We start from the raw sequence: 24654 nt of genomic DNA, 5'->3' as shown, positions 1-24654 counted from the left end.
GCTTCATCGCCTCTTCCAGGCTGTTCACCCGCACGATGCACAGCACTGGGCCGAAGATCTCTTCCTTATAGATGCGCATTTCGGGGGTGACGTTGTCGAACAGGCAGCCGCCCAGGAAGAAGCCGTCTTCATTGCCCGGCACGACCAGGCTGCGGCCATCGACCACCAGCTTGGCGCCAGCCTGCACGCCGTCTTCGACATAACCGGCAACCTTGTCACGGGCCTGGCCGGTGACCAGCGGGCCCATGTCCAGGCCGCAATTGGTGCCGGCACCGATTTTCAGCGCCTTGATCTGTGGCACCAGCTTGGCCACCAGGGCATCCGCCACCTGGTCACCCACGCACACGGCTACCGAGATGGCCATGCAGCGCTCGCCACAGGAACCGTAGGCCGCGCCCATCAGCGCGCTGACGGCGTTGTCCAGGTCGGCGTCGGGCATCAGCACGGCGTGGTTCTTGGCGCCGCCCAGTGCTTGCACGCGTTTGCCGCGCTTGGTGCCTTCGCTATAGATGTACTCGGCGATCGGCGTGGAACCCACGAAGCTTAGGGCTTTGACTTCCGGCGCCTGGATCAGCGCGTCCACCGCCACCTTGTCGCCGTGCACCACGTTCAGCACGCCAGCCGGCAGGCCGGCCTCCAGCAGCAGCTGGGCAATGAACAGGGTGGAGCTTGGGTCCCGCTCGGACGGCTTGAGGATGAAGCAGTTGCCGCAAGCGATGGCCAGCGGGTACATCCACAGGGGCACCATGGCCGGGAAGTTGAACGGGGTGATGCCGGCGACCACGCCCAGGGGCTGGAAGTCGGACCAGGCGTCGATGTTCGGGCCGACGTTGCGGCTGTACTCGCCCTTGAGGATTTCCGGCGCGGCGCTGGCGTACTCGACGTTCTCGATGCCGCGCTTCAGTTCACCGGCTGCGTCTTCCAGGGTCTTGCCGTGCTCTTCGCTGATCAGTTGGGAGATCTTGGCTTCGTTCTGCTCCAGCAGTTGCTTGAAGCGGAACATCACCTGGGCACGCTTGGCCGGCGGCGTGTTGCGCCAGGCCGGGAATGCGGCCTTGGCCGAGTCGATGGCTTGCTGCACGGTTTGCAGGTCGGCCAGCTGGAGTTTGTGGATAACCTGGCCGGTCGATGGGTTGTAGACGTCGGCGGTGCGGTCGCCACCGGAAACCAGATCACCGTTGATCAGGTGCTGAATGCTGCTCATGTGAAACTCCTGGAATAGATGCCAGGAAGCGGCGCGTGCCGCTTCCTATATAAAGAGGGGATCAGTCGATCGCGTTCAGCGCCTGGCCAACGGCATCGAACAGGCGGTCCATGTCCTGGGCCTTGGCGTTGAAGGTTGGCCCGAACTGCAGGGTGTCGCCGCCGAAGCGCACGTAGAAACCTGCCTGCCACAGCTTCATCGAGGCCTCGTAGGGGCGGACGATGGCATCACCGTCGCGCGGGGCCAGCTGGATGGCGCCGGCCAGGCCGAAGTTGCGGATGTCGATGACGTTCTTGCTGCCCTTGATGCCATGCAGGGCTTTTTCGAAGTGCGGCGCCAGTTCGGCGGCCTGTTGCACCAGGTTTTCCTTCTGCAGCAGGTCCAGCGCGGCCAGGCCAGCAGCGCAGGCCACCGGGTGGGCCGAGTAGGTGTAGCCGTGGGGGAATTCCACCGCGTACTCGGGCGTGGCCTGGTTCATGAAGGTCTGGTAGATCTCGGTGCTGGCGATCACCGCGCCCATGGGGATGGCGCCGTTGGTGACCTGCTTGGCGATGCACATCAGGTCAGGGGTAACGCCGAAGGTGTCGGCACCGAACATGTTGCCGGTGCGGCCGAAGCCGGTGATCACTTCGTCGAAGATCAGCAGGATGTTGTGCTGGGTGCAGATCTCGCGCAGGCGCTTGAGGTAACCCTTGGGCGGTGGCAGCACGCCGGCGGAACCGGCCATGGGCTCGACGATCACCGCGCCGATGTTCGAGGCGTCGTGCAGCTCGATGAGCTTGAGCATTTCATCGGCCAGGGCGATGCCGCCCTCTTCCGGCGCGCCCTTGGAGAAGGCGTTGCTGGCCAACAGGGTGTGCGGCAGGTGGTCGACGTCCATCAACTGGCCGAACATCTTGCGGTTGCCGTTCACGCCACCCAGGCTGGTGCCGGCGACGTTCACGCCGTGGTAGCCACGGGCACGGCCGATCAGCTTGGTCTTGGTGGCCTGGCCTTTCAGGCGCCAGTAGGCACGCACGATTTTCACCGCGGTGTCGCAGCACTCGGACCCGGAGTTGGTGTAGAAGACGTGGTTCAGCTCGCCAGGGGTCAGCTCGGTGATCTTCTCGGCCAGCTGGAACGACAGCGGGTGGCCGTACTGGAACGCCGGGGAGTAGTCCAGCACGCCCAACTGGCGCGCCACCGCTTCCTGGATTTCCTTGCGGGTGTGGCCGGCGCCACAGGTCCACAGCCCGGACAGGCTGTCGTAGATCTTGCGGCCCTTGTCGTCCGTCAGGTAGCTGCCTTCGGCGGCGACGATGATACGCGGGTCGCGCTGGAAGCTGCGGTTGGCCGTGTAGGGCATCCAGTGCGCGTCGAGTTTCAGCTGGCTGGCGATTCCGTGCGGAGCGTTTTCGGGCAAGTTCATTCGTGCAAGACCTCGAATCGGAAGTAACGAGTGTTGTTGCAGCTACGTTGTCACGGCGATAAAGTCTGGAAAATCCTGTTTTTCCAATCTTTGGTTAGGCGATGACTAAACTATGAGCCGACGTCCCGATCCCCTGGCGCAGGTCAGCGATTTCGACATTCGCCTGCTGAAAATCTACCGCAGCGTGGTGGAATGCGGCGGTTTCTCCGCAGCCGAGAACGTGCTGGGCATCGGCCGTTCCGCCATCAGCCAGCAGATGAGCGACCTGGAACAGCGCCTCGGCCTGCGCCTGTGCCAACGCGGCCGCGCCGGCTTTTCGCTGACCGAGGAAGGCCGCGAGGTGTACCACTCGGCGCTGCAACTGCTCAGCGCCATCGAAAGCTTCCGCACCGAGGTCAACGGCCTGCACCAGCACCTGCGCGGTGAGCTGAACATCGGCCTGACCGACAACCTGGTGACCCTGCCGCACATGCGCATCACCCATGCCCTGGCCCAGCTCAAGGACCGCGGCCCGGACGTGCGCATCCAGATCCGCATGATCGCCCCCAGCCAGGTGGAACAGGGCGTGCTCGACGGCAGCCTGCACGTGGGCGTGGTGCCCCAGGCCAGCCCGCTATCGGGGCTGGAATACGCACCGCTGTATAGCGAGCGCTCGCTGCTGTACTGCGCCGTGGGCCACCCGCTGTTCTACGCCGCCGACGCCGACCTGGACGACGCGCGCCTGAACGCCCAGGACGCCATCGCCCCGACCTTCCGCCTGCCGGCCGACATCCAGGCGCATTACCAGGCGCTGCATTGCACCGCCAGCGCCTCGGACCGCGAGGGCATGGCGTTCCTGATTCTCACCGGGCGTTTCATCGGCTACCTGCCCGACCACTACGCCAGTTTCTGGGTGCAGCAAGGGCGGCTGCGCGCGCTGAAACCGGACAGCCGGTTTTATGACCTGAGCCTGTCGTGGGTGACGCGCAAGGGCAGGCGCCCACATTTGGTGCTGGAGAGCTTCCTGGAAAGCCTGGCGGCCACACGCTAGTGCACGTTGCTAGCAAAAGCCCTCGGGCGCCAGCCTGGCAAAGCACCTCCAAAAAATTTTAATCCGTTGATCTACAAGGGCTACACGCCAAACACCCATTTCAAACCTGAGCAGTTGGACAGCTTTTTGCAACAGGACGTGTCATCCGATACACGCCCCCGTGCCGAGAGCTTCCCATGCCACCAGAATCATCGTCGCCCAACGAACTGATCTACAGTCTGAATGATCGCCCCAACCCCATGGCCGCCGTGCTGGCCGCGCTGCAGCACGTACTGGCGAGCTTCGTCGGCATCATCACCCCGCCGCTGATCATTGGTTCGGCCTTGGGCCTGACCGAGCACTTGCCCTATTTGATCAGCATGGCGCTGATGGTGTCCGGCGTAGGCACGTTCATCCAGGCCCGTCGGCCGTTCGGCATCGGCGCCGGCATGATCTGCCTGCAAGGCACCAGCTTCGCCTTCCTCGGCGCGGTGCTGTCCGCCGGCTTCATGGTCAAGCAGCGCGGCGGCAGCCCCGACGACATCATGGCGATGATCTTCGGCGTGTGCTTCTTCGGCGCCGCCGTGCAGATCGTGCTCAGCCGCTTCATCGGCCAGCTGCGCCGGGTGATCACGCCGCTGGTGACCGGCATCGTCATCACCCTGATCGGCATCAGCCTGATCAAGGTGGGCATGACCGACCTGGGCGGCGGCTTCAACGCGCCGGACTACGGCGCCCCCGGCAACCTGGCCCTGGGCGCGTTCGTGCTGCTGGTGATCATCCTGCTCAACCGCTCGAGCACGCCGTGGGTGCGCCTGTCGGCGATCATCATCGGCCTGGCAGTGGGCAGCATCGCCGCCTGGTTTACCGGCAAACTGGTGCCCCAGGCGCTGCCGCCGCTGCCCCTGGTCAGCCTGCCGATCCCATTCAAATTCGGTTTCAATTTCGACTGGGCAGCGTTCTTCCCAGTGGCCTTGATCTACCTCATCAGCACCATCGAGACGGTCGGCGACCTGACCGCCAACTGCATGCTCTCGCGCCAGCCCATCAGCGGCCCCACCTACATTGCAAGGCTCAAGGGCGGCGTGTTAGGCGATGGCATCAGCTGCATGCTGGCCGCCACCTTCAGCGCGTTCCCCAACACCACCTTTGCCCAGAACAACGGCGTGATCCAGCTGACCGGCGTGGCCAGCCGCTACGTAGGCCTGTACATCGGCGCGATCCTGTTCCTGCTGGGCCTGGTGCCGGTGATTGGTGCGGTGCTGCAGCAGATCCCCAAGCCGGTGCTGGGTGGTGCCACCCTGGTGATGTTCGGCAGCGTCGCCGCCGCCGGCGTGCGCATCCTGGCCCAGGGCCCGCTGGACCGGCGCAACATGCTGATCATTGCCACCTCGTTCGGCGTCGGCCTGGGCGTGGCGGCGCAGCCGACCCTGCTGCACCTGCTGCCCAAGCTGGTGCAGAACCTGTTCGATTCGGCCATCACCAGCGGCGGCATCACTGCCCTGGTGATGTGCCTGCTGCTGCCCGAGGGCAAGCCCGTGGCCACTATGCCAGCGGTTGAAAGCGAAGGACTTGAAACTCGCGTTTGAAGGTTTTCGGCGCCAGGCCTTGTCTGGATCACGTGGGTGCGTTATCAACGCATCACGATGCACCCACACGATCTGTTCGGAACCGCCCATGACCCTCGAAGTCCCCGCGCACAGCGCCCACGCCTCCGGCAAACCTGCCAGCCGTATTCGTCAGAAGAACGAAGAGACCATCATCCAGGCTGCCGAGGACGAGTTCGCCCGCCACGGGTTCAAGGGCACCAGCATGAACACCATCGCCCTCAAGGCGGGGCTGCCCAAGGCCAACCTGCACTACTACTTCACCAACAAGCTGGGCCTTTACATTGCGGTGCTGAGCAACATCCTCGAACTGTGGGACAGCACCTTCAACACCCTGACCGTGGACGATGACCCGGCCCAGGCGCTGACCCGCTATATTCGCGCGAAGATGGAGTTCTCGCGGCGCCAGCCGCAGGCCTCGCGCATCTTCGCCATGGAGATCATCAGCGGCGGCCAGTGCCTGAACGAATACTTCAGCCAGGACTACCGCGCCTGGTTCCAGGGCCGTGCCGGGGTGTTCCAGGCCTGGATCGACGCCGGCAAGATGGACCCGGTAGACCCCGTGCACCTGATTTTCCTGCTGTGGGGCAGCACCCAGCACTACGCCGATTTCGCCACGCAGATCTGCCGCGTCACCGGCCGCACGCGCCTGACCAAGCAGGACTTCGAGGAAGCCGGCGAGCAATTGACCCGTATAATCCTCAAAGGCTGTGGCCTCACCCCTGTCCAATGACTGTTTGCGCGGATCTGCCCTGAATGCCCTCGACTTTGCTCGGCCCTTGCGAATTTCGTGAAGAAATCCGCAAGAGCCGCTTCATCACCCTCGCCGCCCCAATCGCCAGCGTGGCCGACGCCCAGGCGTTTCTCGAACAGCACAGCGTGCCCGACGCCACCCACAACTGCTGGGCCTGGAAGCTGGGCGAGCAGTACCGCAGCAACGATGACGGCGAGCCAGGCGGCACAGCGGGCCGGCCGATACTGGCGGCCATCGAGGCGCAGGATTGCGACCAGGTAGTGGTGCTGGTGATTCGCTGGTACGGCGGCATTCAGCTAGGCACCGGCGGCCTGGCCCGCGCCTATGGGGGCGGCGCCAACAAGTGCCTGCAACAGGCGGAGAAGCGCGTGCTGGTGAGCCGCATCGCGGTGACCTGCTCGTGCAGCTTCAGCGAATTGTCCCTGGTGAAACTGCGCCTGGCCGAGCTGGACGGCCTCGTGGTGCAGGAGGACTTCACCGCCAACGGCGTCGACCTGCAACTGGCCCTGGGCCGCGAGCATGTGCCGCGCTTGCAGCAGCAGCTGGCCGACCTGAGCCGCGGCCGCATCCTCCTGGAACTCCCTTCCCCGTAGCAGCTGCCGAAGGCTGCGTCCAACCACTGACGCGGCCTGCGGCCGCTGCTACAGAAGGCGACGTCATAACCCGGGCGCAGCAAAACTGCCCACATCTACTGTGCACCCGGTTGTGGATAAGCTCTGCGCAATCAGCGCCAGCCCTTGTGGATCAAGGGCTACAGGCTTCTGTACGTTATTTGACCAATCGCCTTATCCACAACGGAAAACGGCGCCCGTTCAAATACTTATGCACAGTTATCGCCGTTCGAACATAGCCCGCCCGGGCTTATACCCGCGCTTTCCCCTTGCGCACAAAAACTGTGGAGCAGTCTGTGGATAAGCCGTGCAAGCCTGCGCCAGCCGCAGGCTGCACGGCCTGCACAGGCAGCTGATCATTTTTTAACCAGCACGATTTCGATGCGTCCCTCCCTGCGCCGCCCTGGCTTGGTGCCCTTGCACCACGGCGAAAACCGCGGAAACGCAGGCGCCACGCATTTCCTGACCCACTGGCCAGGAAATTGCTTATGCACCAGCGTCCCATTCCAACCGAGCCTGTCATGTCCAACCCTGCGAATACCCCGCGCCTGCAATTGCGCGCGATCAGCAAGCGTTACCCCGGCTGCCTGGCCAACGACAGCATTGACCTGAGCCTGCAGCCCGGCGAGATCCGTGCGTTGCTGGGCGAGAACGGCGCCGGCAAAAGTACCCTGATGAAGATCATCTACGGGGTCACCCAGGCCGACAGCGGCAGCGTGCTGTGGCAGGGCCAGCCGGTGCGCCTGCGCAACCCGGCCCAGGCGCGTCAGCTGGGCATCGGCATGGTGTTCCAGCATTTCTCGCTGTTCGAGACCCTGACGGTGGCGCAGAACATCGCCCTGGCCATGGGCCCGGGGCAGACGCCGGCGCAACTGGAACCGAAGATTCGCGAGGTGTCGGCGCGCTACGGCATGCCGCTGGCGCCTGACCGCCTGGTGCACAGCCTGTCCATTGGCGAGCGCCAGCGCGTGGAGATCGTGCGCTGCCTGATGCAGGACATCCGCCTGCTGATTCTCGACGAGCCGACCTCGGTGCTTACCCCGCAGGAGGCCGACGACCTGTTCGTGACCCTGCGCCGCCTGGCCGCCGAGGGCTGCAGCATTCTGTTCATCAGCCACAAGCTGGGCGAGGTGCGCGCCCTGTGCCACAGCGCCACGGTGCTGCGCGGCGGCCGCGTGTCGGGCCACTGCGTGCCGGCCGAGCGCAGCGACCTGGAGCTGGCGCGGCTGATGGTCGGCGACGCCGAGGGCCTGGTGGCGCAGTACCCGAAAGCCGAGGGCGGCGCACCGTTCCTCAGCGTCATCCAACTGAACTGGAACAACCCCGACCCGTTCGGCTGCTCGCTGCAGGGCGTCAGCCTGCAGGTGCGCAGCGGCGAAATCGTTGGTATCGCCGGGGTAGCCGGCAACGGCCAGGACGAACTGCTGGCCCTGCTCAGTGGCGAACAGCGCCTGAAGCAGCCGGCCACCATCAGCTTTGATGGCGAGCCCGTGGCGCACCTGCGCCCCGACCAACGTCGCGCCCGCGGCCTGGCGTTCGTACCGGCCGAGCGCCTGGGCCACGGCGCCGTGCCAGACATGAGCCTGGCCGACAACGCTCTGCTCACCGCTTTCCAGCAAGGGCTGGTGAGCAAGGGCATGGTGCACACCCGCAAGGTGCTGGCCCTGGCCGACGAAATCATCCGCCGCTTCGCGGTGAAAACCCCGGACGCCCAGGCCGCCGCCCGCAGCCTGTCGGGCGGCAACCTGCAGAAATTTATCCTCGGCCGCGAGATTCTCCAGCAGCCACGCCTGCTGATAGCCGCGCACCCCACCTGGGGCGTGGACGTGGGCGCGGCCGCCACCATCCACCGCGCGCTGATTGCCCTGCGCGATGCCGGCGCGGCGATCCTGGTGATCTCCGAAGACCTGGATGAACTGTTCCAGATCAGCGACCGCCTTGGCGCCCTCAGCGGCGGCCGCCTCAGCGCCCTGCAAGCCACCGCGCAGACCACCCAGGTGGAACTGGGCGGCTGGATGGCCGGGCGCTTCGCTGACCTTCCATCCACCACCCCTGCCCTGGCCGGTTAACGGAGCCTTTCATGTTGCTTTCCCTCGAACCCCGCGGCCAGCAGTCACGCCTGATGCTCTGGTGCTCGCCGTTGCTGGCCGCGCTGCTGACCCTGGGCTGTGGCTCGCTGCTGTTCATCGCCTTGGGGCATGACCCGCTGCAAACGCTGCATACCTTGCTGATCGAGCCGATCAGCGACCTGTACGGCGTCAGCGAACTGCTGGTCAAGGCGCTGCCGATCCTGATGTGCGCCCTGGGCCTGGCGGTGGCCTACCAGGCGCGCATCTGGAACATCGGCGCCGAAGGCCAACTGCTGATCGGCGCCCTGGGCGGCAGCGCCGTGGCGGTGAATATCATCGGCATGGACAGCCGCTGGGCGCTGGTGCTGGTGCTGCTGGCCGGCACCCTCGCCGGCGCCGCCTGGGCCGGGCTGACGGCCTGGCTGCGCACACGCTTCAACGCCAATGAAATCCTCACCAGCATCATGCTCAACTACATCGCCCTGAACCTGCTGCTGTATTTCGTCCACGGCCCGCTGCGCGACCCGGCTGGGTTCAACTTCCCGCAGTCGGCCATGTTCGGCGACGCCAGCCGCCTGCCGCTGGTGTTCGAGGGCGGGCGCCTGCACGCCGGGCTGTACTTCGCCCTGTTGGCGCTGGTGGCGGTGTGGGTGCTGCTGCAGAAAAGCTTCCTGGGTTTCCAGATCAAGGTGCTGGGCCTGGACCAGCGCGCCGCCGGCTTCGTCGGCTTTCGCGAGAAACGCCTGGTGTGGCTGGCGCTGCTGGTCAGCGGTGCGCTGGCCGGCCTGGCCGGGGTGTGCGAGGTGACCGGGCCGATCGGCCAACTGGTGCCGCAGGTGTCGCCCGGCTATGGCTACGCGGCTATCACCGTGGCCTTTCTTGGCCGCTTGAACCCTATTGGCATCGTGTTTTCCAGCCTGCTGATGGCGCTGCTGTACCTGGGCGGCGAGAACGCGCAGATGGCGATGAACCTGCCCCAGGCCATCACCGAACTGTTCCAGGGCCTGATGCTGTTCTTTTTGCTGGCCTGTGACGTGCTGATTCTCTACCGCCCGCGCCTGAACGTGCGCTGGGCTCGCCGTACCACCGCGGTCGCCACCGCAGGAGCGCTGTGATGGATATCGATCTGCTGGGTAACATTCTCTTCGCCATGGTGCGCTGCGGCACGCCGCTGCTGCTGGTGGCCCTGGGGGAACTGATCTGCGAGAAAAGCGGCGTACTCAACCTGGGCCAGGAGGGCATGATGCTGTTCGGCGCGGTGGTGGGTTTCATCGTCGCCTTCAGCAGCGGCAACCTGTGGCTGGGCGTGGTGCTGGCGATGGTCGCCGGCATGCTGTTGTCGTCGCTGTTCGCCCTAGTGGCGCTGGTGTTCAACGCCAACCAGGTGGCCACCGGCCTGGCGCTGACGATTTTCGGCGTCGGCCTGTCGACCTTTGTCGGCGCCGGCTGGGTGGGCAAGCCGCTCACTGGCTTCGACCCGGTGGCGATTCCCGTGCTGAGCAGCATTCCGCTGATCGGCCGCATGCTGTTCGCCCAGGACCTGCTGGTATACCTGTCGTTCGCGCTGTTCGCGCTGGTGGCCTGGGTGGTGCTGAAAAGCCGCGTGGGCCTGATCATCCAGGCCGTGGGGGAAAACCCCGACGCGGCCAGCGCCATGGGCCTGCCGGTGCTGCGCGTGCGCACCCTGGCGGTGTTGTTCGGCGGCGCCATGGCCGGCTTGGCCGGGGCGTACTTGTCGCTGGCGTACACGCCCATGTGGGCGGAAAACATGAGCGCCGGCCGCGGCTGGATTGCCCTGGCGCTGGTGGTGTTCGCCAGCTGGCGGGTGTGGCGCGTGCTGCTGGGCGCCTACCTGTTTGGCCTGGCGAGCATCCTGCACCTGGTGGCCCAGGGGGTTGGCCTGTCGATTCCGTCGAACCTGCTGGCGATGCTGCCGTACGTGGCGACCATTGTGGTGCTGGTGCTGCTGTCGCGCGATGGCGTGCGCACGCGGTTGTATGCGCCGGTGTCGCTGGGGCAGCCGTGGCAGCCGGGGCGGTGACTGTGGGAGCTGGCTTGCCAGCGAGTTTTCAAAATCTCGCTGGCAAGCCAGCTCCCACAGATTATGCTGATGCTCTTTGCCTGCCAAGGGACATCCATCATGAGCAAGAACGCATTGATCATCGGCGCTTCGCGTGGCCTGGGCCTGGGGTTGGTGCAGCGCCTGCGCGAGGACGGCTGGAACGTCACCGCCACGGTGCGCAACCTGCGCACCGCCGACGCACTGCAAGCAGTGCCGGGCGTGCGTATCGAGAAGCTGGACATGGATGACGCCGGCCAGCTAGCGGCGCTGGCGCAGACGCTGCAGGGCCAGACCTGGGACCTGCTGTTCGTCAACGCCGGGGTCAAGGGCCCCAACGACCAGGGCGTCGACAAGGTCAGCCCCGAGGACATCGGCGCGCTGTTCTACACCAACGCCGTGGCGCCGATTCGCCTGGCCAAGCACTTCAAGGACCAGGTCCGGCCCCAAGGCGGCGTAATCGCCTTCATGAGTTCGGTGCTGGGCAGCGTGACCATGCCCGACGCGCCGGAACTGGCGTTGTACAAGGCCAGCAAGGCGGCGCTGAACTCCATGACCAGCACCTTCGTCGGCAGCCTTGGCGACACCGCGCTGACCGTGCTCAGCCTGCACCCCGGCTGGGTGAAAACCGACATGGGCGGCGAAGGCGCGGAAATCGACGTGCAGACCAGCACCCGCGGGCTCATCGACCAGGTCAACGCCTACGCCGGCAAGGGCGGCCATCACTTCGTGAACTATCGCGGCGAGACCATCCCTTGGTAATATGCCCCCGCGCCTGACGGCGCCCCTGGATCAGCAGACAGGGCAATCACTGAGCTGGCTTACCTCAATCAACTGACAGAGGAGCCGGCTCATGCCCGCACCCCGTATCTGGATCAAGCACCCCCTGGCCCTGTTCACCGGCAACGACCTCGACGGCCGTGGCGGCCTGGTGCTGCAAGACGGCCTGATCAGCGAAGTACTGGCCGCCGGCCAGCAACCGTCGCAACCCTGCCAGCAGGTGTTCGACGCCCGCGAGCACGTGGTGCTGCCGGGGCTGATCAACACCCATCACCACTTCTACCAGACCCTGACCCGCGCCTGGGCGCCGGTGGTCAACGAGCCGCTGTTTCCGTGGCTGAAGACCCTGTACCCGGTATGGGCGCGGCTGACCCCGGAAAAACTGGCGCTGGCCACCAAGGTAGCGCTGGCCGAGCTGCTGCTGTCGGGCTGCACCACCGCCGCCGACCACCACTACCTGTTCCCGGACGGCCTGGAGCAGGCCATCGACGTGCAGGTGGAGGTGGTGCGCGAGCTGGGCATGCGTGCCATGCTCACCCGCGGGTCCATGAGCCTGGGCGAGGCCGATGGCGGCCTGCCGCCGCAGCAGACGGTGCAACAGGGCGAAGTGATCCTGGCCGACAGCCAACGGCTGATCCAGCGCTACCACCAGCGTGGCGCCGGCGCCCAGGTGCAGATCGCCCTGGCGCCCTGCTCGCCGTTCTCGGTCACCCCGGAAATCATGCGCGCCAGCGCCGAGCTGGCCGAAGCGCTGGACGTGCGCCTGCACACCCACCTGGCGGAAACCCTCGACGAAGAAGACTTCTGCCTGCAGCGCTTCGGCCTGCGCACCGTGGACTACCTGGACAGCGTCGGCTGGCTGGGCCCGCGTACCTGGCTGGCCCACGGCATTCATTTCAACCCCGACGAAATCGCCCGGCTGGGCGCGGCGGGCACCGGCATTTGCCATTGCCCCACGTCGAACATGCGCCTGGCCTCGGGCATCTGCCCCACCCTCGACCTGCTGGCCGCCGGCGCGCCGGTGGGCCTGGGCGTGGACGGCTCGGCGTCCAACGATGCCTCGAACATGATTCTGGAGGCGCGCCAGGCCCTGTACATCCAGCGCCTGCGCTACGGCGCCAAGGCCATCACCCCCGAAGGCGTGCTGGGCTGGGCCACCCGTGGTTCGGCGCGGCTGCTGGGGCGCGATGACATTGGCGAGCTGGCGGTGGGCAAGCAGGCCGACCTGGCGCTGTTCAAGCTGGACGAACTGCGTTTTTCCGGCAGCCATGACCCGCTGAGCGCGCTGTTGCTGTGCGCGGCGGACAAAGCCGACCGGGTAATGGTGGGCGGTGAATGGCGGGTGATCGACGGTCAGGTCGAAGGGCTGGATGTACAGGGGCTGATCGCCGATCACCGCCAGGCCGCTGCGGCGTTGATTGGCTAAACCCCAACGCTAAAGCCCCAGGCACGCCAGCATGATGAACGTGGCGAACAGCACGAAGTGGGTCATGCCCTCGATCGCGTTGGTCTCGCCATCGTTCAGGTTGATGGCGCTGACCACCAGGGTGATGGCTATCATCACCGTCTGCACCGGGGTCAGCGCCATCTGGAACGGCTGGCCGGTGTACAGCGCCATGGCCTCCATCACCGGCACGGTGAGGATCACCGTCGACAACGACGCTCCCAGCGCCACGTTGACGGTGGACTGCATGCGGTTGGCCAGGGCCGCCCGCAGGGCAGTCAGAATCTCGGGCGCCGCCGAGATGGCGGCGACGATGATCGCCATCAGCACCGGCGGCGCGCCGCTGCCCTCAAGCCCGTAGTCGAGGGTCTTGGACATCACCTCAGCCAGCGCGCCGATCACGAACACACCGAAAACCAAGGTGCCAATCGACAGTGGCAGGCTCACCGGCAGCGGTTGCGCATCCGCGCCCTGGCGGCGTTTTTTCTTCGGGTAGCTGTAGCTGAAGAAGTAACTGTGCGGGCCCACCTGCATGCGCAGGAACACCGTGTAGAGGATCACCGTGGCGCCAATGGTGAAGGCCGAATACAGCTTCCAGTTCGCTTCTGGAATGAACTCGGGCACCACCATGGAAATGCCCATGGCAGTCATGATCATCACCCCGTAGGAGCGCGCGGAATCGTCGTTGTACACCTGCTCACCGTGCTTGATGCCGCCCATCAGCGCGCACAGGCCAAGGATGCCGTTGATGTCGAGCATCACTGCCGAATAGATGGTGTCGCGCACCAGGGTGGGCGAGGCCTCGTTGCTCATCATGATCGCCAGGATCACCACCTCCACCAGCACCGCCGACAGGGTCAGGATCATGGTGCCGTAGGGGTCGCCGACCTTTTCCGCCAGCAGCTCGGCGTGCTGGGCCACCTGCACCGAGGCGCACACCACCGCCACCACCAGCACAATGCCGGCCAGCAGCGCCACGCCGTGGCCATGGCCCATCAGCCACGGCTCCAGCGGGTAGGCCGCGCAGGTGACGATCAACGCCAGCAGCAGGTATTTCTCTTGCTTGAATAAGGTCAGCATCGGGGCGCCCGGCGTTTGCTCGTTGTGTAGTGACTGTAGACCGGGGCAGATGGTTTCCTTCGCACCAGTACAAAGCAGGCGGCAACAACCTGCACCGATGTGCTTCTGTGGGAGCTGGCTTGCCAGCGAGCTGTTGGGGCCCAAAAGCTCGCTGGCAAGCCAGCTCCCACAATCGCAGAGGCTTTGTTGTCCTGTTGGTCAATTTTTTGCATTGGCCTGCTGCACACACAACAACATGGAGCTTCGCCACACATGCACACACGCCCGTTGAAGACGCTGTTGGGGACACTGGCCGCCGCTATCGGCCTGGCCACCAGCCTGGCGGTCAGCGCCGCCGACCCGCTGAAGATCGGTTTCGTCTACGTGGGCCCCATCGGCGACCACGGCTGGACCTACCAGCACGAGCTGGCCCGCAAGCAACTGATGGAAAAGATGGGCGACAAGATCAACACCACCTACGTGGAGAACGTGCCTGAGGGCGCCGACGCCGAACGCGTCATCCGCAACATGGCCAAGGACAAGTACGACCTGATCTTCAGCACCTCGTTCGGCTACATGAACCCCACCGCCAAGGTCGCCCAGCAGTTCCCCAACGTGATCTTCGAGCACGCCACCGGCTACAAGCAGGGCAAGAACCTGGGCACCTACCTGGCCCGCACCTATGAAGGCCGCTACGTGGGCGGCTTCCTGGCGGCGAAGATGACCAAGACCAAGAAGATCGGCTACGTGGCCTCGTTCCCGATCCCCGAGGTGATCCGCGACATCGACGCCATCCAGCTGGCCCTGAACAAGTACAACCCCGGCACCGAGCTGAAAGTGGTGTGGGTCAATTCCTGGTTCGACCCGGGCAAGGAAGCCGACGCCGCCAACGCCCTGATCGACCAGGGCGCGGACGTTATCTTCCAGCACACCGACAGCCCCGCGCCGATCCAGACCGCCGAGCGCCGTGGTGTCTACGCCGTGGGCTACGCCTCGGACATGGCGCACTTCGGGCCCAAGGCCGTGCTGACCTCCATCGTCAACAACTGGACCCCGTACTACACCCAGACCACCCAGCACGTCATCGACCACAGCTGGAAGTCGGAAGACTATTGGGGCGGCCTTAAGGACGGCACCGTCGAACTGCCGATCAGCGACATCGTCCCCGCCGACGTGAAAGCCGAGGCCGAGAAGCTGATCGCCAGCATCAAGAGCGGCGAGTTCCAGCCCTTCACCGGCCCGATCAAGGACCAGGCCGGCGTGCTGAAAATTCCTGCCGGCAGCTCCGCCACTCTGGCCGACCTCGCCGGCATGAACTACTACGTGGAAGGCCTGAGCGCCAAGCTGCCCCAATAACAATGAAGCGGGCCGCCCTGGTGGCGGCCCCACAGGACCCAGCAGATGGACACACTTCCGATCATCGACATTGCCCCGCTGTACGCTGCCGACCGCGACGGCTGGCTGGGCGTGGCCCAGGCCATCGACCGCGCCTGCCGCCAGTGGGGTTTCTTCTACATCAAGGGCCACCCCATCAGCCCGCAGCGCATCGAGGCGCTGCAACAGGCGGCGAAGACCTTCTTCGCCCAGCCCCTGGCCGACAAGCTGGGCATCGACATCACCCAGACCCGCCACCACCGCGGCTACGGCGCCATCGCCACCGAGCAGCTGGACCCCAGCCTGCCCAGCGACCTGAAGGAAACCTTCGACATGGGCCTGCACCTGCCGGCCGAGCACCCGGACGTGCTGGCGGAAAAACCGTTGCGCGGGCCCAACCGCCACCCGCAACTGCCGGGCTGGCAAACGCTGATGGAAACCCATTACCAGGACATGCAGGCCCTGGCCCAGACCCTGCTGCGCGCCATTGCCCTGGCCCTGGACATTGACGAGGATTTTTTCGACCAGCGCTTCGAAGACCCGGTCAGCGTGTTGCGCATGATCCATTACCCGCCACGCCAGACCGCCAGCTCCCCCGAGCAGCAGGGCGCCGGCGCCCACACCGACTACGGCTGCGTTACCCTGTTGTATCAGGACAGCGCCGGCGGCCTGCAGGTGCGCAACGTCGATGGCCAGTGGATAGATGCGCCGCCCATCGACGGCACCTTCGTGGTCAACCTGGGCGACATGATGGCGCGCTGGAGCAACGACCAGTACGTCTCCACCCCGCACCGGGTGATCAGCCCGCTGGGCATCGACCGCTACTCCATGCCGTTCTTCGCCGAACCGCACCCCGACACGCGCATCGAGTGCCTGCCCGGCTGCCAGGGCATCGGCAACCCGGCCAAGTACCCGCCCACCACCTGTGCGGAATTCCTGCTGTCGCGCTTCGCCGACACCTACGCCTACCGGCGCGAGCAGGCCGAGGCGATCTGAACCGGCTGGTCAGGTTATCGCTCCAACGGGCGATAACCTCTGTAGAATGCGGCCCATTGCACCTTAAGAGACACCTTTATGTACGATTGGCTGAACGCCCTGCCCAAGGCAGAACTGCACCTTCACCTGGAAGGTTCGCTGGAACCCGAACTGCTGTTCGCCCTGGCCGAGCGCAACAAGATCGCCTTGCCGTGGAACGACGTGGAAACCTTGCGGGCGGCCTACGCCTTCAACAACCTGCAGGAATTCCTCGACCTGTACTACCAGGGCGCCGACGTGCTGCGCACCGAGCAGGACTTCTACGACCTGACCTGGGCCTACCTGCAGCGCTGCAAGGCGCAGAACGTGATTCACACCGAGCCGTTCTTCGACCCGCAGACCCACACCGACCGTGGCATCCCGTTCGAAGTGGTGCTCAACGGCATCACCCACGCGCTGAAGGATGGCCGCGAGCAACTGGGCATCGGCAGCGGCCTGATTCTCAGCTTCCTGCGCCACCTGAGCGAAGAAGAAGCCGAGAAAACCCTGGACCAGGCCCTGCCGTTCCGTGACGCGTTCGTGGCCGTGGGCCTGGACAGCTCGGAAATGGGCCACCCGCCCAGCAAGTTCAAGCGCGTGTTCGACCGCGCCCGTGGCGAAGGCTTCCTGACCGTGGCCCACGCCGGCGAGGAAGGCCCGCCCGAGTACATCTGGGAAGCCCTGGACCTGCTGAAGATCCAGCGTATCGACCACGGCGTGCGCGCCATTGAGGACGAGCGCCTGATGCAACGCATCATCGACGAGCAGATCCCGCTCACCGTGTGCCCGCTGTCCAACACCAAGCTGTGCGTGTTCGACCACATGAGCCAGCACAACATCCTCGACATGCTCGAGCGTGGCGTGAAGGTCACCGTGAACTCGGACGATCCGGCCTACTTCGGCGGCTACGTGACCGAGAACTTCCACGCGCTGTACAAGGACCTGGGCATGACCCAGGACCAGGCCAAACGCCTGGCGCAGAACAGCCTGGACGCCCGCCTGGTCAAGCCGTGATCTGACGGACTCCCCTCCGCCTGACGGACGCTACGCAAATCGACTGTAGCCGCTGCCGAAGGCTGCGCTGGCCCTGCTCCACGCTGAAGATCTTCAGTGTACTCGAGGGCCAGCGCAGCCTGGCGGCAGCGGCTACAGGGTTTCGGTCAACTCCTCCAGGGTGCGGCCGCGGGTTTCCACGCCGAACAGCCACACCACCAGCGCCGCCAGGGCAAAGCATGCCGCCCCCAGCGCGAACACCCCGCCCTGCCCCGTCAATGGAAACACCAGCCCGGTGACCATCGGCCCCAGCAACGACCCCACCCGGCCAATGGCCGAGGCAAACCCCGAGCCCGTGGCCCGCGAAGAAGTGGGGTACAGCTCAGGCGTGTAGGTGTAGAGCACCGCCCACATGCCGAACAGGAAGAACTGCATCAGCAACCCCGAGCCGATCAGCAAACCGACGTTGCCGCCAAATACCGCGCTCTGGCCATAGACGAACGCCATGGCCCCGCCGCCCAGCAAGGTCACCACGCAGGTAGGCTTGCGCCCCCAGCGCTCCACCAGCCAGGCCGCCATCAGGAAACCCGGGATGCCCCCCAGGGAAATCAGCACGGTGTAATACACCGATTGCGTCACCGCGAAACCGGACTGCTGCAACAGCGCCCCCAGCCAGGAGGTCAGCCCGTAGAAGCCCAACAGCGCGAAGAACCACAAGCTCCAGATCATCACCGTGCGTTGGCGATAGAGCGGCGACCACAGGGCCGCGAACGCCGAGAAAAAGCCGTTGGCGGCCGCCGCCTGCCGGGGCATGGCCACGGGCTCGGGCAGTGGCCCGCCGCCCAGGGAACGCTGGACCTTGGCCTCGATGGCCTTGAGCACCCGATCCGCTTCGTCGTGCCGCCCCGAGTGCTCCAGCCAGCGCGGCGACTCGGGAATGCAAAAGCGCACCGCCAGCACGAACACCGCCGGCACTGCCAGCACCAGGAAGATGTCGCGCCAGCCGATCAGCGGCAGCAACCAGTACGACAGCACGCCGGCGGCGACGAAGCCCAGCGGCCAGAAACCATCCATCAAGGCGATATAACGCCCCCGCTGGCGCGCCGGTACCAGTTCCGACAGCATCGACTGAGCGATGGGAAACTCCATGCCCATGCCGAAGCCCAGCAACACCCGGAACAGGGTCAGGCTGTCCAGGTGCTGGGCGGTGGAACACAGGTAGCTGGCCAGCCCCCACAGCACGATGCTCCACTGGAACACCGGCTTGCGGCCGAAACGGTCGGCGAGCATGCCCGACAGCGACGCGCCCACTACCATGCCGAAGAAACTGGCGCTGGCCAGCACCCCGGCCTGGGCGCTGCTCAGGCCGAACTCGGCTTTGATGGAGCCCAGCAGGAAGGTCATCATTGCCAGGTCCATGGAATCGAACAGGAAGGCCAGGGCAATGACGATGAAAATCACCCGGTGGTAGCCGCTGATGGGCAGCCTCTCCAGGCGCTCCGCGGCGCTGAAACGGTGGGTGGGCATGGGCTGCTCCTCGATGCTGTAGGCTTGCACCGAGTGTGCGTGATCGCCATACCTGGCGATGCCTGACAGCGACCCCTGCCGTTGCTGTGAACGACGCCGACAGCTCTGGGCTGCGGGCGCCGTGGCGGAAAGTGAGCTAAATCACGTCGGGCAATGCCGCCTCACAGGCTATCTTGCCGATCTCGCGCACGCCCGCCTGGGTCACCTGCAGCACCCGGGTCTCGTCACTGATGCGCAGCCACCCCGATTGCAGGAACAGCCTGAGCAGGCTGGCGCCCAACGCGCCACCCAGGTGCGGTCTACTGTTGCTCCAGTCGCAGCAAGTGCACACGGCATGGTCCTGCTGGCGCGCCAATGCCTGCAGATAGATGCCCTGAGCAGCCAATTGCTCTATCCCCTTCTGCGTGACTTCCAGGCGACGATCATGCTGTTCCAGCCAGGCGGCCTCGAGCAACCGCTGCAGCAGTTCGGCGGCCAGTTCGCCCCCCAGGTGGTCATGGCACAGGCGCGCCCGGCGCATGGATGGCGGCGTCGGTGGCAGACTTTCCAGCGCCAGCCCGGTCGGTATATCCGTGCGCCCCGCCCAGACGCTGGCCAGCGCTTCCACGGCGGTGCCGACCTGCGGGGTTGCCAGGCGGAAAAAGCGCTTGCGCCCGCGTGCCTCCAGTTTCAGCAAGCCGCCGGCGGCCAGGCGGGCCAGGTGGGCGCTGGCCGAGGAAGGGGTCAGCCCCGCGAGCCTGGCCAGTTCTTCGGACCCGCGCGCAGAACCGTCGATCAATGCCCAGATCATGGCGCTGCGCTTGGGGTCGGCCAATAGCATGGCGATTTGGCTGATGCTCGGTGCAAGTTCCATGTAATAACTCCCTGTCGAAACATTCGTCTATTTGACCGCTGAGGTCAGCGATCACTGAAACAGCTCCAACGAAAGAGGTTACAAGTGCCAAAAGCCGGTAAACTCCAGACTATTATGTGAGCAAGTTATTCACAAAAAAGGCTGCCGCTCAAATGAACGAGGCACTTTGCTCCAAGGCTGTCCTCTCTCGGTGGCAATGGCTGCCCAGTTATTATAATCGTACGAATTTGTACAACTAGGTATAAGACACGAAACGCCTTCGGCGGGTGCGCTGTGTAGGCAGACCAGAACAATATTGCATCCGGAAATAAACCCGTCGGAACTTGCGCCCGTTGATTCACAGGTGAGTAATGGCAACGCTTTCCTCGGGTACAAGCAGCACACTTGTTTTATTACCCGGTAGTAAATACCTACAGCACGAGTGCAAAAAACTGGCAACAGAAGTCTACTTTAACTACGCCCGCGGATAACTTCTGGACAGTCCGGTACATCCTTTTCGCAAGGTATCGCGCAACAAGTTGACCGACTTGCTCAATTGCGCCCGGTGCCCGCACAGCAGGTTCAATGGCGTGCGCTCACCCATCAGGTGTGGCATCAGCACCAACAGGCGGCCTGCCAGCACGTCCGCCGCCACGTCCAGCCAGGACTTGTAGGCAATGCCAACGCCCGCCAGTGCCCAGCGGCGCACCACGTCGGCGTCGTCGCTGAAGCGATCGCCGGTCACGGTCAGGGCCAGCTCGCGCTTGCCGTCGCTGAAGCGCCAGTGGTCATGCACGCGCCCCCCCAGCATGAACAGCAGGCAATTATGCTGTGCCAGTTGCTCCACCTGAAGCGGCTGGCCGTGGGCCGCCACGTAGCCGGGGGACGCGCACAGCACGCGGCGGTTGTCGGGGCTGATGGGCAACGCCACCAGGCTGGAGTCTTCCGGTTCGCCGTAGCGCAGGGCCAGGTCCACGGGCTGGCGGAACAGATCGGCGATGCGGTCGCCCAGCAGCAGCCGCACCGACAACCCCGGGTGCTCGCGCTGCAGGTCGTCCAGCCAGGGCAGCAGCACGTTGCGGCCGAAGTCCGAGGGTGCCGACAACTGGATCACACCGCTGACCTGCTCCTGGCTGCGCGCCAGGGCCTGGCGCCCTTCCTCGAGGCTGCCCAGCGCCGCCCGCGCATACTCCAGGAAATGCTCGCCCTCGGCGGTAAGGCGCAGGCTGCGCGTGGAGCGCGCCAGCAAGCGTGCGCCCAGTTGCGCTTCGATGCGTTTCAGCGCCGCGCTGGCCACGGCGGGCGACAGGTCCATGACCCGCGCAGCGGCGGACAGGCTGCCGAGGTCGGCGGCGCGGACAAACAGTTGCAGGTCATCGAAACGGAGCATGGCCATTATCAACAAAATATTGAAAGAGCCTGTGCTTTTAGCCGGTTTTACCCCGCTTGGAAATAGCTAATCATGGGCACACATTTCTGGAGAGCTACCATGAAAGCCATCGCCTACTACGCCTCGCTGCCCATCACCGACCCGCAATCGCTGCAAGACATCGAACTTCCCGCGCCGCAGCCCGGCCCGCGCGACCTGCTGGTAGAGGTCAAGGCCATCTCGGTGAACCCGGTGGACACCAAGGTGCGCCTGAACATGCCGCCCGAAGGCGGCAACCCAAAGGTGCTGGGCTGGGACGTGGCCGGCGTGGTACAGGCGGTCGGTACCGACGTCAGCCTGTTCAAGCCCGGCGACCGCGTCTACTACGCCGGCTCCATCGCCCGCGCCGGCGGCAACAGTGAGTTGCACACCGTGGATGAGCGCATCGTCGGGCGCATGCCGGCCAGCCTCGGTTTCGCCGAGGCCGCGGCGCTGCCGTTGACCGCCATCACCGCCTGGGAGCTGCTGTTCGAGCGCCTGCAGGTGCAGCCGGGGCATGTGGACGCCGGGCAGAGCCTGCTGATCGTCGGCGCCGCCGGTGGCGTGGGCTCGATCCTGACGCAGTTGGCCAGCCAACTGACCGGCCTGACGGTGATCGCCAGCGCCTCGCGCCCTGAAACCCAGGCCTGGGTGCGCGAGCTGGGCGCCGACCACGTGCTGGACCACAGCCAGCCGCTGAGCGCCGAGCTCAAGCGCCTGGGCCTGGGCCCGGTCACCCACGTGGCCAGCCTGACCCAGACCGACCAGCACCTGGCCGAACTGGTGGAGGCCCTGGCGCCACAAGGCCGCCTGGCGCTGATCGATGACCCCAAGGCGCTGGACGTGGGCCTGCTCAAGCGCAAGAGCCTGTCGCTGCACTGGGAGTTCATGTACACCCGTTCGCTGTACGAGACGCCGGACATGATCGAGCAGCACCACCTGCTCAACCGCGTGGCCGAACTGATCGACGCCGGCACCTTGCGCACCACCGTGGGCGAGCATTTCGGCCGCATCGACGCGGCGAACCTGCAACGCGCCCATGCCCTGCTGGAGAGCGGCAAGGCGCGTGGCAAGATCGTGCTGGAAGGCTTTTGAGGTAATGCCTGTGGGAGCTGGCTTGCCAGCGAGCTTTTGAAGAACAACTCGCTGGCAAGCCAGCTCCCACGACCGTCAGTCCAAAGGTTGCGCTGAATCAATCCGCGCCGCGTGGGCAGCGCTACACTTGAGGCCTCTGACCCTGCGGAGGCATTCAGCCATGAAGATAGTGCTTACTGAACTGGCAAGGGAACACGGTAGCCAATGGCAGGTACGCCTTGATCAACATGTAGTGACCTTTCGTACCGAGGCCGAGGCCCGGGCGTTCATCGACACCCTGGAATCCCGGCTGGCAGCCCCCCACCGGCTGCCTTATCGCCAACAACGCGTTGCTCAGTGAGCGGGGCGCGAGCGCCGCAGCCACTGGGTCACCAGCGCCAACATCACGGCCAGCAGGCCACAACCGCTGATCACCAGGGCCATGGGAATGGCGCTGCCGTCATACAGCGCGCCCACCAATGAGGCGGAACCTGCCGCCACGCTGAACTGCAGGCAGCCCAGCAGCGCCGAGGCACTGCCGGCGCGCGCGCCCTGGCCGTTCATGGCACAGGCCGAGGCGTTGGGAATGATGCAGCCCAGGCTGGCGATGCAGATGAACAGCGGGATCAGCAGCGGCCACAGTTGCGTGGTGTGCAGCGCGCTCACGGCCAGCAGGCTCAGCGCCGCAGCCAGGTAGACCCACACCGCCCGCGACAGCATGTGCGCCGGGCCGCGCTTGGCCAGCAGGCGGGCGTTCACCTGGGCCACCAGGATGAAGCCGGCGGCGTTGCTGCCGAACAGCCAGCCGTAGTGCTCCGCCGGCACGCCATAGAGCTTGATGAACACGAACGGCGACCCCGCCACGTAGGCGAACATGCCCGCCATGGCGACGCCGCCGGTCAGGGCGTTGCCCAGGAACTGCGGGTCCTTCAGCAGGCCGAAATATCGGCCCAGGGCGCCGCTTAGCGGCTGGCGCGGGTGGTGTGCGGGCATGCTTTCCGGCAGGCCCAGGGCCACCGAGAGCCCGGCCAGGGCGCTGAACGCGGTCAGCAGCAGGAAGATCCACTTCCAGCCCAGGGTGTTCACCAGCAACCCGCCGAGCATCGGCGCCAGGATAGGCGCCAGGCCCATCACCAGCATCAGCTGCGAGAACACCTTGGCCGACCCCACCGCATCGCACTTGTCGCTGACGATCGCCCGCGACAGCACCATCCCCGCGCAACCGCCCAAGGCCTGGATGAAACGCGCGGCAATCAGCCACTCAAGGCTCGGCGCAAACGCGCAGGCCAGGGACGACAGGGTGAACAGGGTCACGCCCACCAACAGCGGCACGCGGCGGCCGAAGCGGTCGGCAATCGGCCCGTAGGCCAGTTGGCCGATGGACAGGCCGAGGAAATACACCGCCAGGGTCAGCTGGATGTGCTGCTCGTCGGTGCCGAAGGCCTGGGCCATGGCCGGGAAGCCCGGCAGGTAGAAATCGATGGCCAGCGGCCCGAAAGCGCTGAGCGCGCCGAGAATGAGGATGGTTCTGAGGTTCATCAAGGATCCAGTGTGGGTGCTGCGAACAGGGCAACGGTACAGTTTAACCGCTCTGGATCCCGTGGGGCCAAAACCGCGACGCTATGTCACTCAAGCCACGGTGTAGCCTTCTTCCTTGATCGCCTCGACGATGGCTGCTTGCGGTTGCTGGCTTTCCACCCGCACCTTGGCGTTGGCCAGGTCGACCTCGACCACGGCGGCCGGGTCCAGGGCTTGCACCGCCTGGGTGACGGCGCGCACGCAATGGCCACAGGTCATGCCTTGAACGTTGAACTCTTGCATGGTGATGCCTCCTGAAGGTGATGAAGGTATAGCTTCAACCTTGCCATCATGACAAGGTCAAGTTCTGGCGTTGCCTGCCGGGGTGGAAATTAACGGGCGCGTCCGCCAAGCTTGGGCATCGAAGATTTCTACCGCAGGAGAAGTGCGCCATGCGCAGGTCCGTTTTCCGCCTTCTGGGCGCCCTGGGTCTGTTGACCCTGTCGCTCGGCGCCTACGCCGAGAGCATCCAGGACTACAGCGTCCTGATCGTGTCCCGTGAACGCCTGGAGGTCGGCACGCCGTGCGAACTGAGCATCTACATCGGTGATAACAAGGTCGGCCGCTTGTTCCAGGAGCAGGAAGTATCGTTCAACCTGCCGCCGGGCAAAGTGGTGGTGCGCCTGATGCAGGAGCCTGGCCAGGTGGGCGGTTGTGCCCCGGGGTTGCCGGCGCCCAACGCCACCGCCATCGAGCTGCACGCCGGCGCGGTGCAGAAGTACCGCATCGCCAACGGGCCGAACGGCCTGTACCTCAAGCCTGCGCCCGAGGACCAGTACTGAGGTTGCCTGACGCTTGACCTTGCCAAGGTGGCAAGGTTGATTCTAGGGTCCTCTGCCAAGGAGGACTT

Annotated in this window: 23 protein-coding genes (1 of these 23 only partly in view); 15 read left to right on the top strand and 8 right to left on the bottom strand. The window is 65.3% G+C overall.

Annotated elements, in window-relative coordinates; genetic code table 11:
* Together RAM80_RS20640 and RAM80_RS20635 are read right to left on the bottom strand one after the other, a co-directional pair.
* On the bottom strand, positions 1 to 1204 hold the 5' portion of the coding sequence (locus RAM80_RS20640) for a CoA-acylating methylmalonate-semialdehyde dehydrogenase (RefSeq protein ID WP_416422293.1). 290 nt of this gene lie to the left of the window's left edge; only the first 1204 of its 1494 coding nucleotides appear in the window; it begins with the start codon at positions 1202 to 1204; the stop codon falls past the left edge of the window.
* A gap of 61 nt (positions 1205 to 1265) precedes the next feature.
* Entirely contained in the window at positions 1266 to 2612 is a 1347-nt protein-coding gene (locus RAM80_RS20635; RefSeq protein WP_416422292.1) for an aspartate aminotransferase family protein, read from the bottom strand.
* A 112-nt stretch (positions 2613 to 2724) separates the two neighbouring features.
* Here RAM80_RS20635 and RAM80_RS20630 point away from each other — a divergent pair, with 112 nt between their 5' ends.
* The 9 genes from RAM80_RS20630 (at position 2725) to RAM80_RS20590 (ending at position 12927) form a co-directional block, all read left to right on the top strand.
* Positions 2725 to 3642: a LysR family transcriptional regulator gene (locus tag RAM80_RS20630; protein WP_416422291.1), complete on the top strand. Its 918-nt coding sequence runs from the start codon at positions 2725 to 2727 to the stop codon at positions 3640 to 3642.
* Positions 3643 to 3818: 176 nt separating this feature from the next.
* The gene (locus RAM80_RS20625) at positions 3819 to 5210 is read left to right on the top strand and encodes a uracil-xanthine permease family protein (RefSeq protein WP_416422290.1); all 1392 of its coding nucleotides are present in this window, start codon (positions 3819 to 3821) and stop codon (positions 5208 to 5210) included.
* 88 nt (positions 5211 to 5298) lie between these two features.
* Positions 5299 to 5961: a TetR/AcrR family transcriptional regulator gene (locus RAM80_RS20620; protein ID WP_416422289.1), complete on the top strand. Its 663-nt coding sequence runs from the start codon at positions 5299 to 5301 to the stop codon at positions 5959 to 5961.
* Between the two features lie 23 nt (positions 5962 to 5984).
* Positions 5985 to 6575 (top strand): IMPACT family protein, encoded by a 591-nt coding sequence (locus RAM80_RS20615; RefSeq protein ID WP_416422288.1) that lies wholly within the window; start codon positions 5985 to 5987, stop codon positions 6573 to 6575.
* Positions 6576 to 7114: 539 nt separating this feature from the next.
* On the top strand, positions 7115 to 8662 hold the full coding sequence (locus tag RAM80_RS20610) for an ABC transporter ATP-binding protein (RefSeq protein ID WP_416422287.1): 1548 nt from the start codon (positions 7115 to 7117) through the stop codon (positions 8660 to 8662).
* An 11-nt stretch (positions 8663 to 8673) separates the two neighbouring features.
* The gene (locus RAM80_RS20605; RefSeq protein WP_416422286.1) at positions 8674 to 9777 is read left to right on the top strand and encodes an ABC transporter permease; all 1104 of its coding nucleotides are present in this window, start codon (positions 8674 to 8676) and stop codon (positions 9775 to 9777) included.
* Positions 9777 to 10703 carry an ABC transporter permease gene (locus RAM80_RS20600; RefSeq protein WP_416422285.1) on the top strand — a complete coding sequence of 309 codons (927 nt, stop codon included), beginning with the start codon at positions 9777 to 9779 and terminating at the stop codon, positions 10701 to 10703. The genes RAM80_RS20605 and RAM80_RS20600 overlap by 1 nt, the downstream gene beginning before the upstream one ends.
* Before the next feature lie 99 nt (positions 10704 to 10802).
* Complete coding sequence (locus tag RAM80_RS20595) at positions 10803 to 11483, top strand: SDR family oxidoreductase (protein WP_416422284.1); 681 nt, start codon at positions 10803 to 10805, stop codon at positions 11481 to 11483.
* Positions 11484 to 11574: 91 nt separating this feature from the next.
* Entirely contained in the window at positions 11575 to 12927 is a 1353-nt protein-coding gene (locus RAM80_RS20590) for an 8-oxoguanine deaminase (RefSeq protein ID WP_416422283.1), read from the top strand.
* A 9-nt stretch (positions 12928 to 12936) separates the two neighbouring features.
* Here the strand turns inward: RAM80_RS20590 and RAM80_RS20585 are convergent, their stop codons facing one another.
* Positions 12937 to 14025 (bottom strand): calcium:proton antiporter, encoded by a 1089-nt coding sequence (locus RAM80_RS20585; protein ID WP_416422282.1) that lies wholly within the window; start codon positions 14023 to 14025, stop codon positions 12937 to 12939.
* A gap of 252 nt (positions 14026 to 14277) precedes the next feature.
* Between RAM80_RS20585 and RAM80_RS20580 the strand changes: the two genes are divergently transcribed.
* The 3 genes from RAM80_RS20580 (at position 14278) to RAM80_RS20570 (ending at position 17406) form a co-directional block, all read left to right on the top strand.
* On the top strand, positions 14278 to 15360 hold the full coding sequence (locus RAM80_RS20580; protein ID WP_416422281.1) for a BMP family ABC transporter substrate-binding protein: 1083 nt from the start codon (positions 14278 to 14280) through the stop codon (positions 15358 to 15360).
* Between the two features lie 45 nt (positions 15361 to 15405).
* Complete coding sequence (locus RAM80_RS20575; protein WP_416422280.1) at positions 15406 to 16374, top strand: 2-oxoglutarate and iron-dependent oxygenase domain-containing protein; 969 nt, start codon at positions 15406 to 15408, stop codon at positions 16372 to 16374.
* A gap of 78 nt (positions 16375 to 16452) precedes the next feature.
* Entirely contained in the window at positions 16453 to 17406 is a 954-nt protein-coding gene (locus RAM80_RS20570) for an adenosine deaminase (protein ID WP_416422279.1), read from the top strand.
* Positions 17407 to 17538: 132 nt separating this feature from the next.
* Here the strand turns inward: RAM80_RS20570 and RAM80_RS20565 are convergent, their stop codons facing one another.
* From RAM80_RS20565 to RAM80_RS20555, 3 genes are all read right to left on the bottom strand, one after another.
* The gene (locus RAM80_RS20565; RefSeq protein WP_416422278.1) at positions 17539 to 18912 is read right to left on the bottom strand and encodes an MFS transporter; all 1374 of its coding nucleotides are present in this window, start codon (positions 18910 to 18912) and stop codon (positions 17539 to 17541) included.
* Between the two features lie 136 nt (positions 18913 to 19048).
* A complete protein-coding gene (locus tag RAM80_RS20560; protein WP_416422277.1) occupies positions 19049 to 19765 on the bottom strand; it encodes an ArsR/SmtB family transcription factor in 717 nt (238 codons plus the stop codon).
* A gap of 454 nt (positions 19766 to 20219) precedes the next feature.
* Positions 20220 to 21134 (bottom strand): LysR family transcriptional regulator, encoded by a 915-nt coding sequence (locus tag RAM80_RS20555; protein ID WP_416422276.1) that lies wholly within the window; start codon positions 21132 to 21134, stop codon positions 20220 to 20222.
* A gap of 99 nt (positions 21135 to 21233) precedes the next feature.
* Here RAM80_RS20555 and RAM80_RS20550 point away from each other — a divergent pair, with 99 nt between their 5' ends.
* Both RAM80_RS20550 and RAM80_RS20545 read left to right on the top strand, forming a co-directional pair.
* Positions 21234 to 22247: a zinc-binding alcohol dehydrogenase family protein gene (locus RAM80_RS20550; RefSeq protein WP_416422275.1), complete on the top strand. Its 1014-nt coding sequence runs from the start codon at positions 21234 to 21236 to the stop codon at positions 22245 to 22247.
* 160 nt (positions 22248 to 22407) lie between these two features.
* Positions 22408 to 22587: a hypothetical protein gene (locus RAM80_RS20545; RefSeq protein ID WP_416422274.1), complete on the top strand. Its 180-nt coding sequence runs from the start codon at positions 22408 to 22410 to the stop codon at positions 22585 to 22587.
* Here RAM80_RS20545 and RAM80_RS20540 read toward each other — a convergent pair.
* Both RAM80_RS20540 and RAM80_RS20535 read right to left on the bottom strand, forming a co-directional pair.
* Positions 22581 to 23765, bottom strand: a complete 1185-nt coding sequence (locus tag RAM80_RS20540; RefSeq protein ID WP_416422273.1) for a multidrug effflux MFS transporter — start codon at positions 23763 to 23765, stop codon at positions 22581 to 22583. The two genes, RAM80_RS20545 and RAM80_RS20540, sit on opposite strands and share 7 nt — an antisense overlap.
* A gap of 90 nt (positions 23766 to 23855) precedes the next feature.
* The gene (locus RAM80_RS20535) at positions 23856 to 24047 is read right to left on the bottom strand and encodes a heavy-metal-associated domain-containing protein (protein WP_416422272.1); all 192 of its coding nucleotides are present in this window, start codon (positions 24045 to 24047) and stop codon (positions 23856 to 23858) included.
* A 149-nt stretch (positions 24048 to 24196) separates the two neighbouring features.
* Here RAM80_RS20535 and RAM80_RS20530 point away from each other — a divergent pair, with 149 nt between their 5' ends.
* Positions 24197 to 24586, top strand: coding sequence for a hypothetical protein (locus RAM80_RS20530; RefSeq protein ID WP_416422271.1), 390 nt, complete (start codon positions 24197 to 24199; stop codon positions 24584 to 24586).
* Positions 24587 to 24654: the final 68 nt, after the last annotated feature.

Source organism: Pseudomonas sp. App30 (genome assembly GCF_047947025.1).
In the GTDB taxonomy this organism is placed as follows: domain Bacteria; phylum Pseudomonadota; class Gammaproteobacteria; order Pseudomonadales; family Pseudomonadaceae; genus Aquipseudomonas.
The sequence above is the reverse complement of the archived record's forward strand: the minus strand, read 5'-3'. Positions and strand labels throughout refer to the sequence as shown.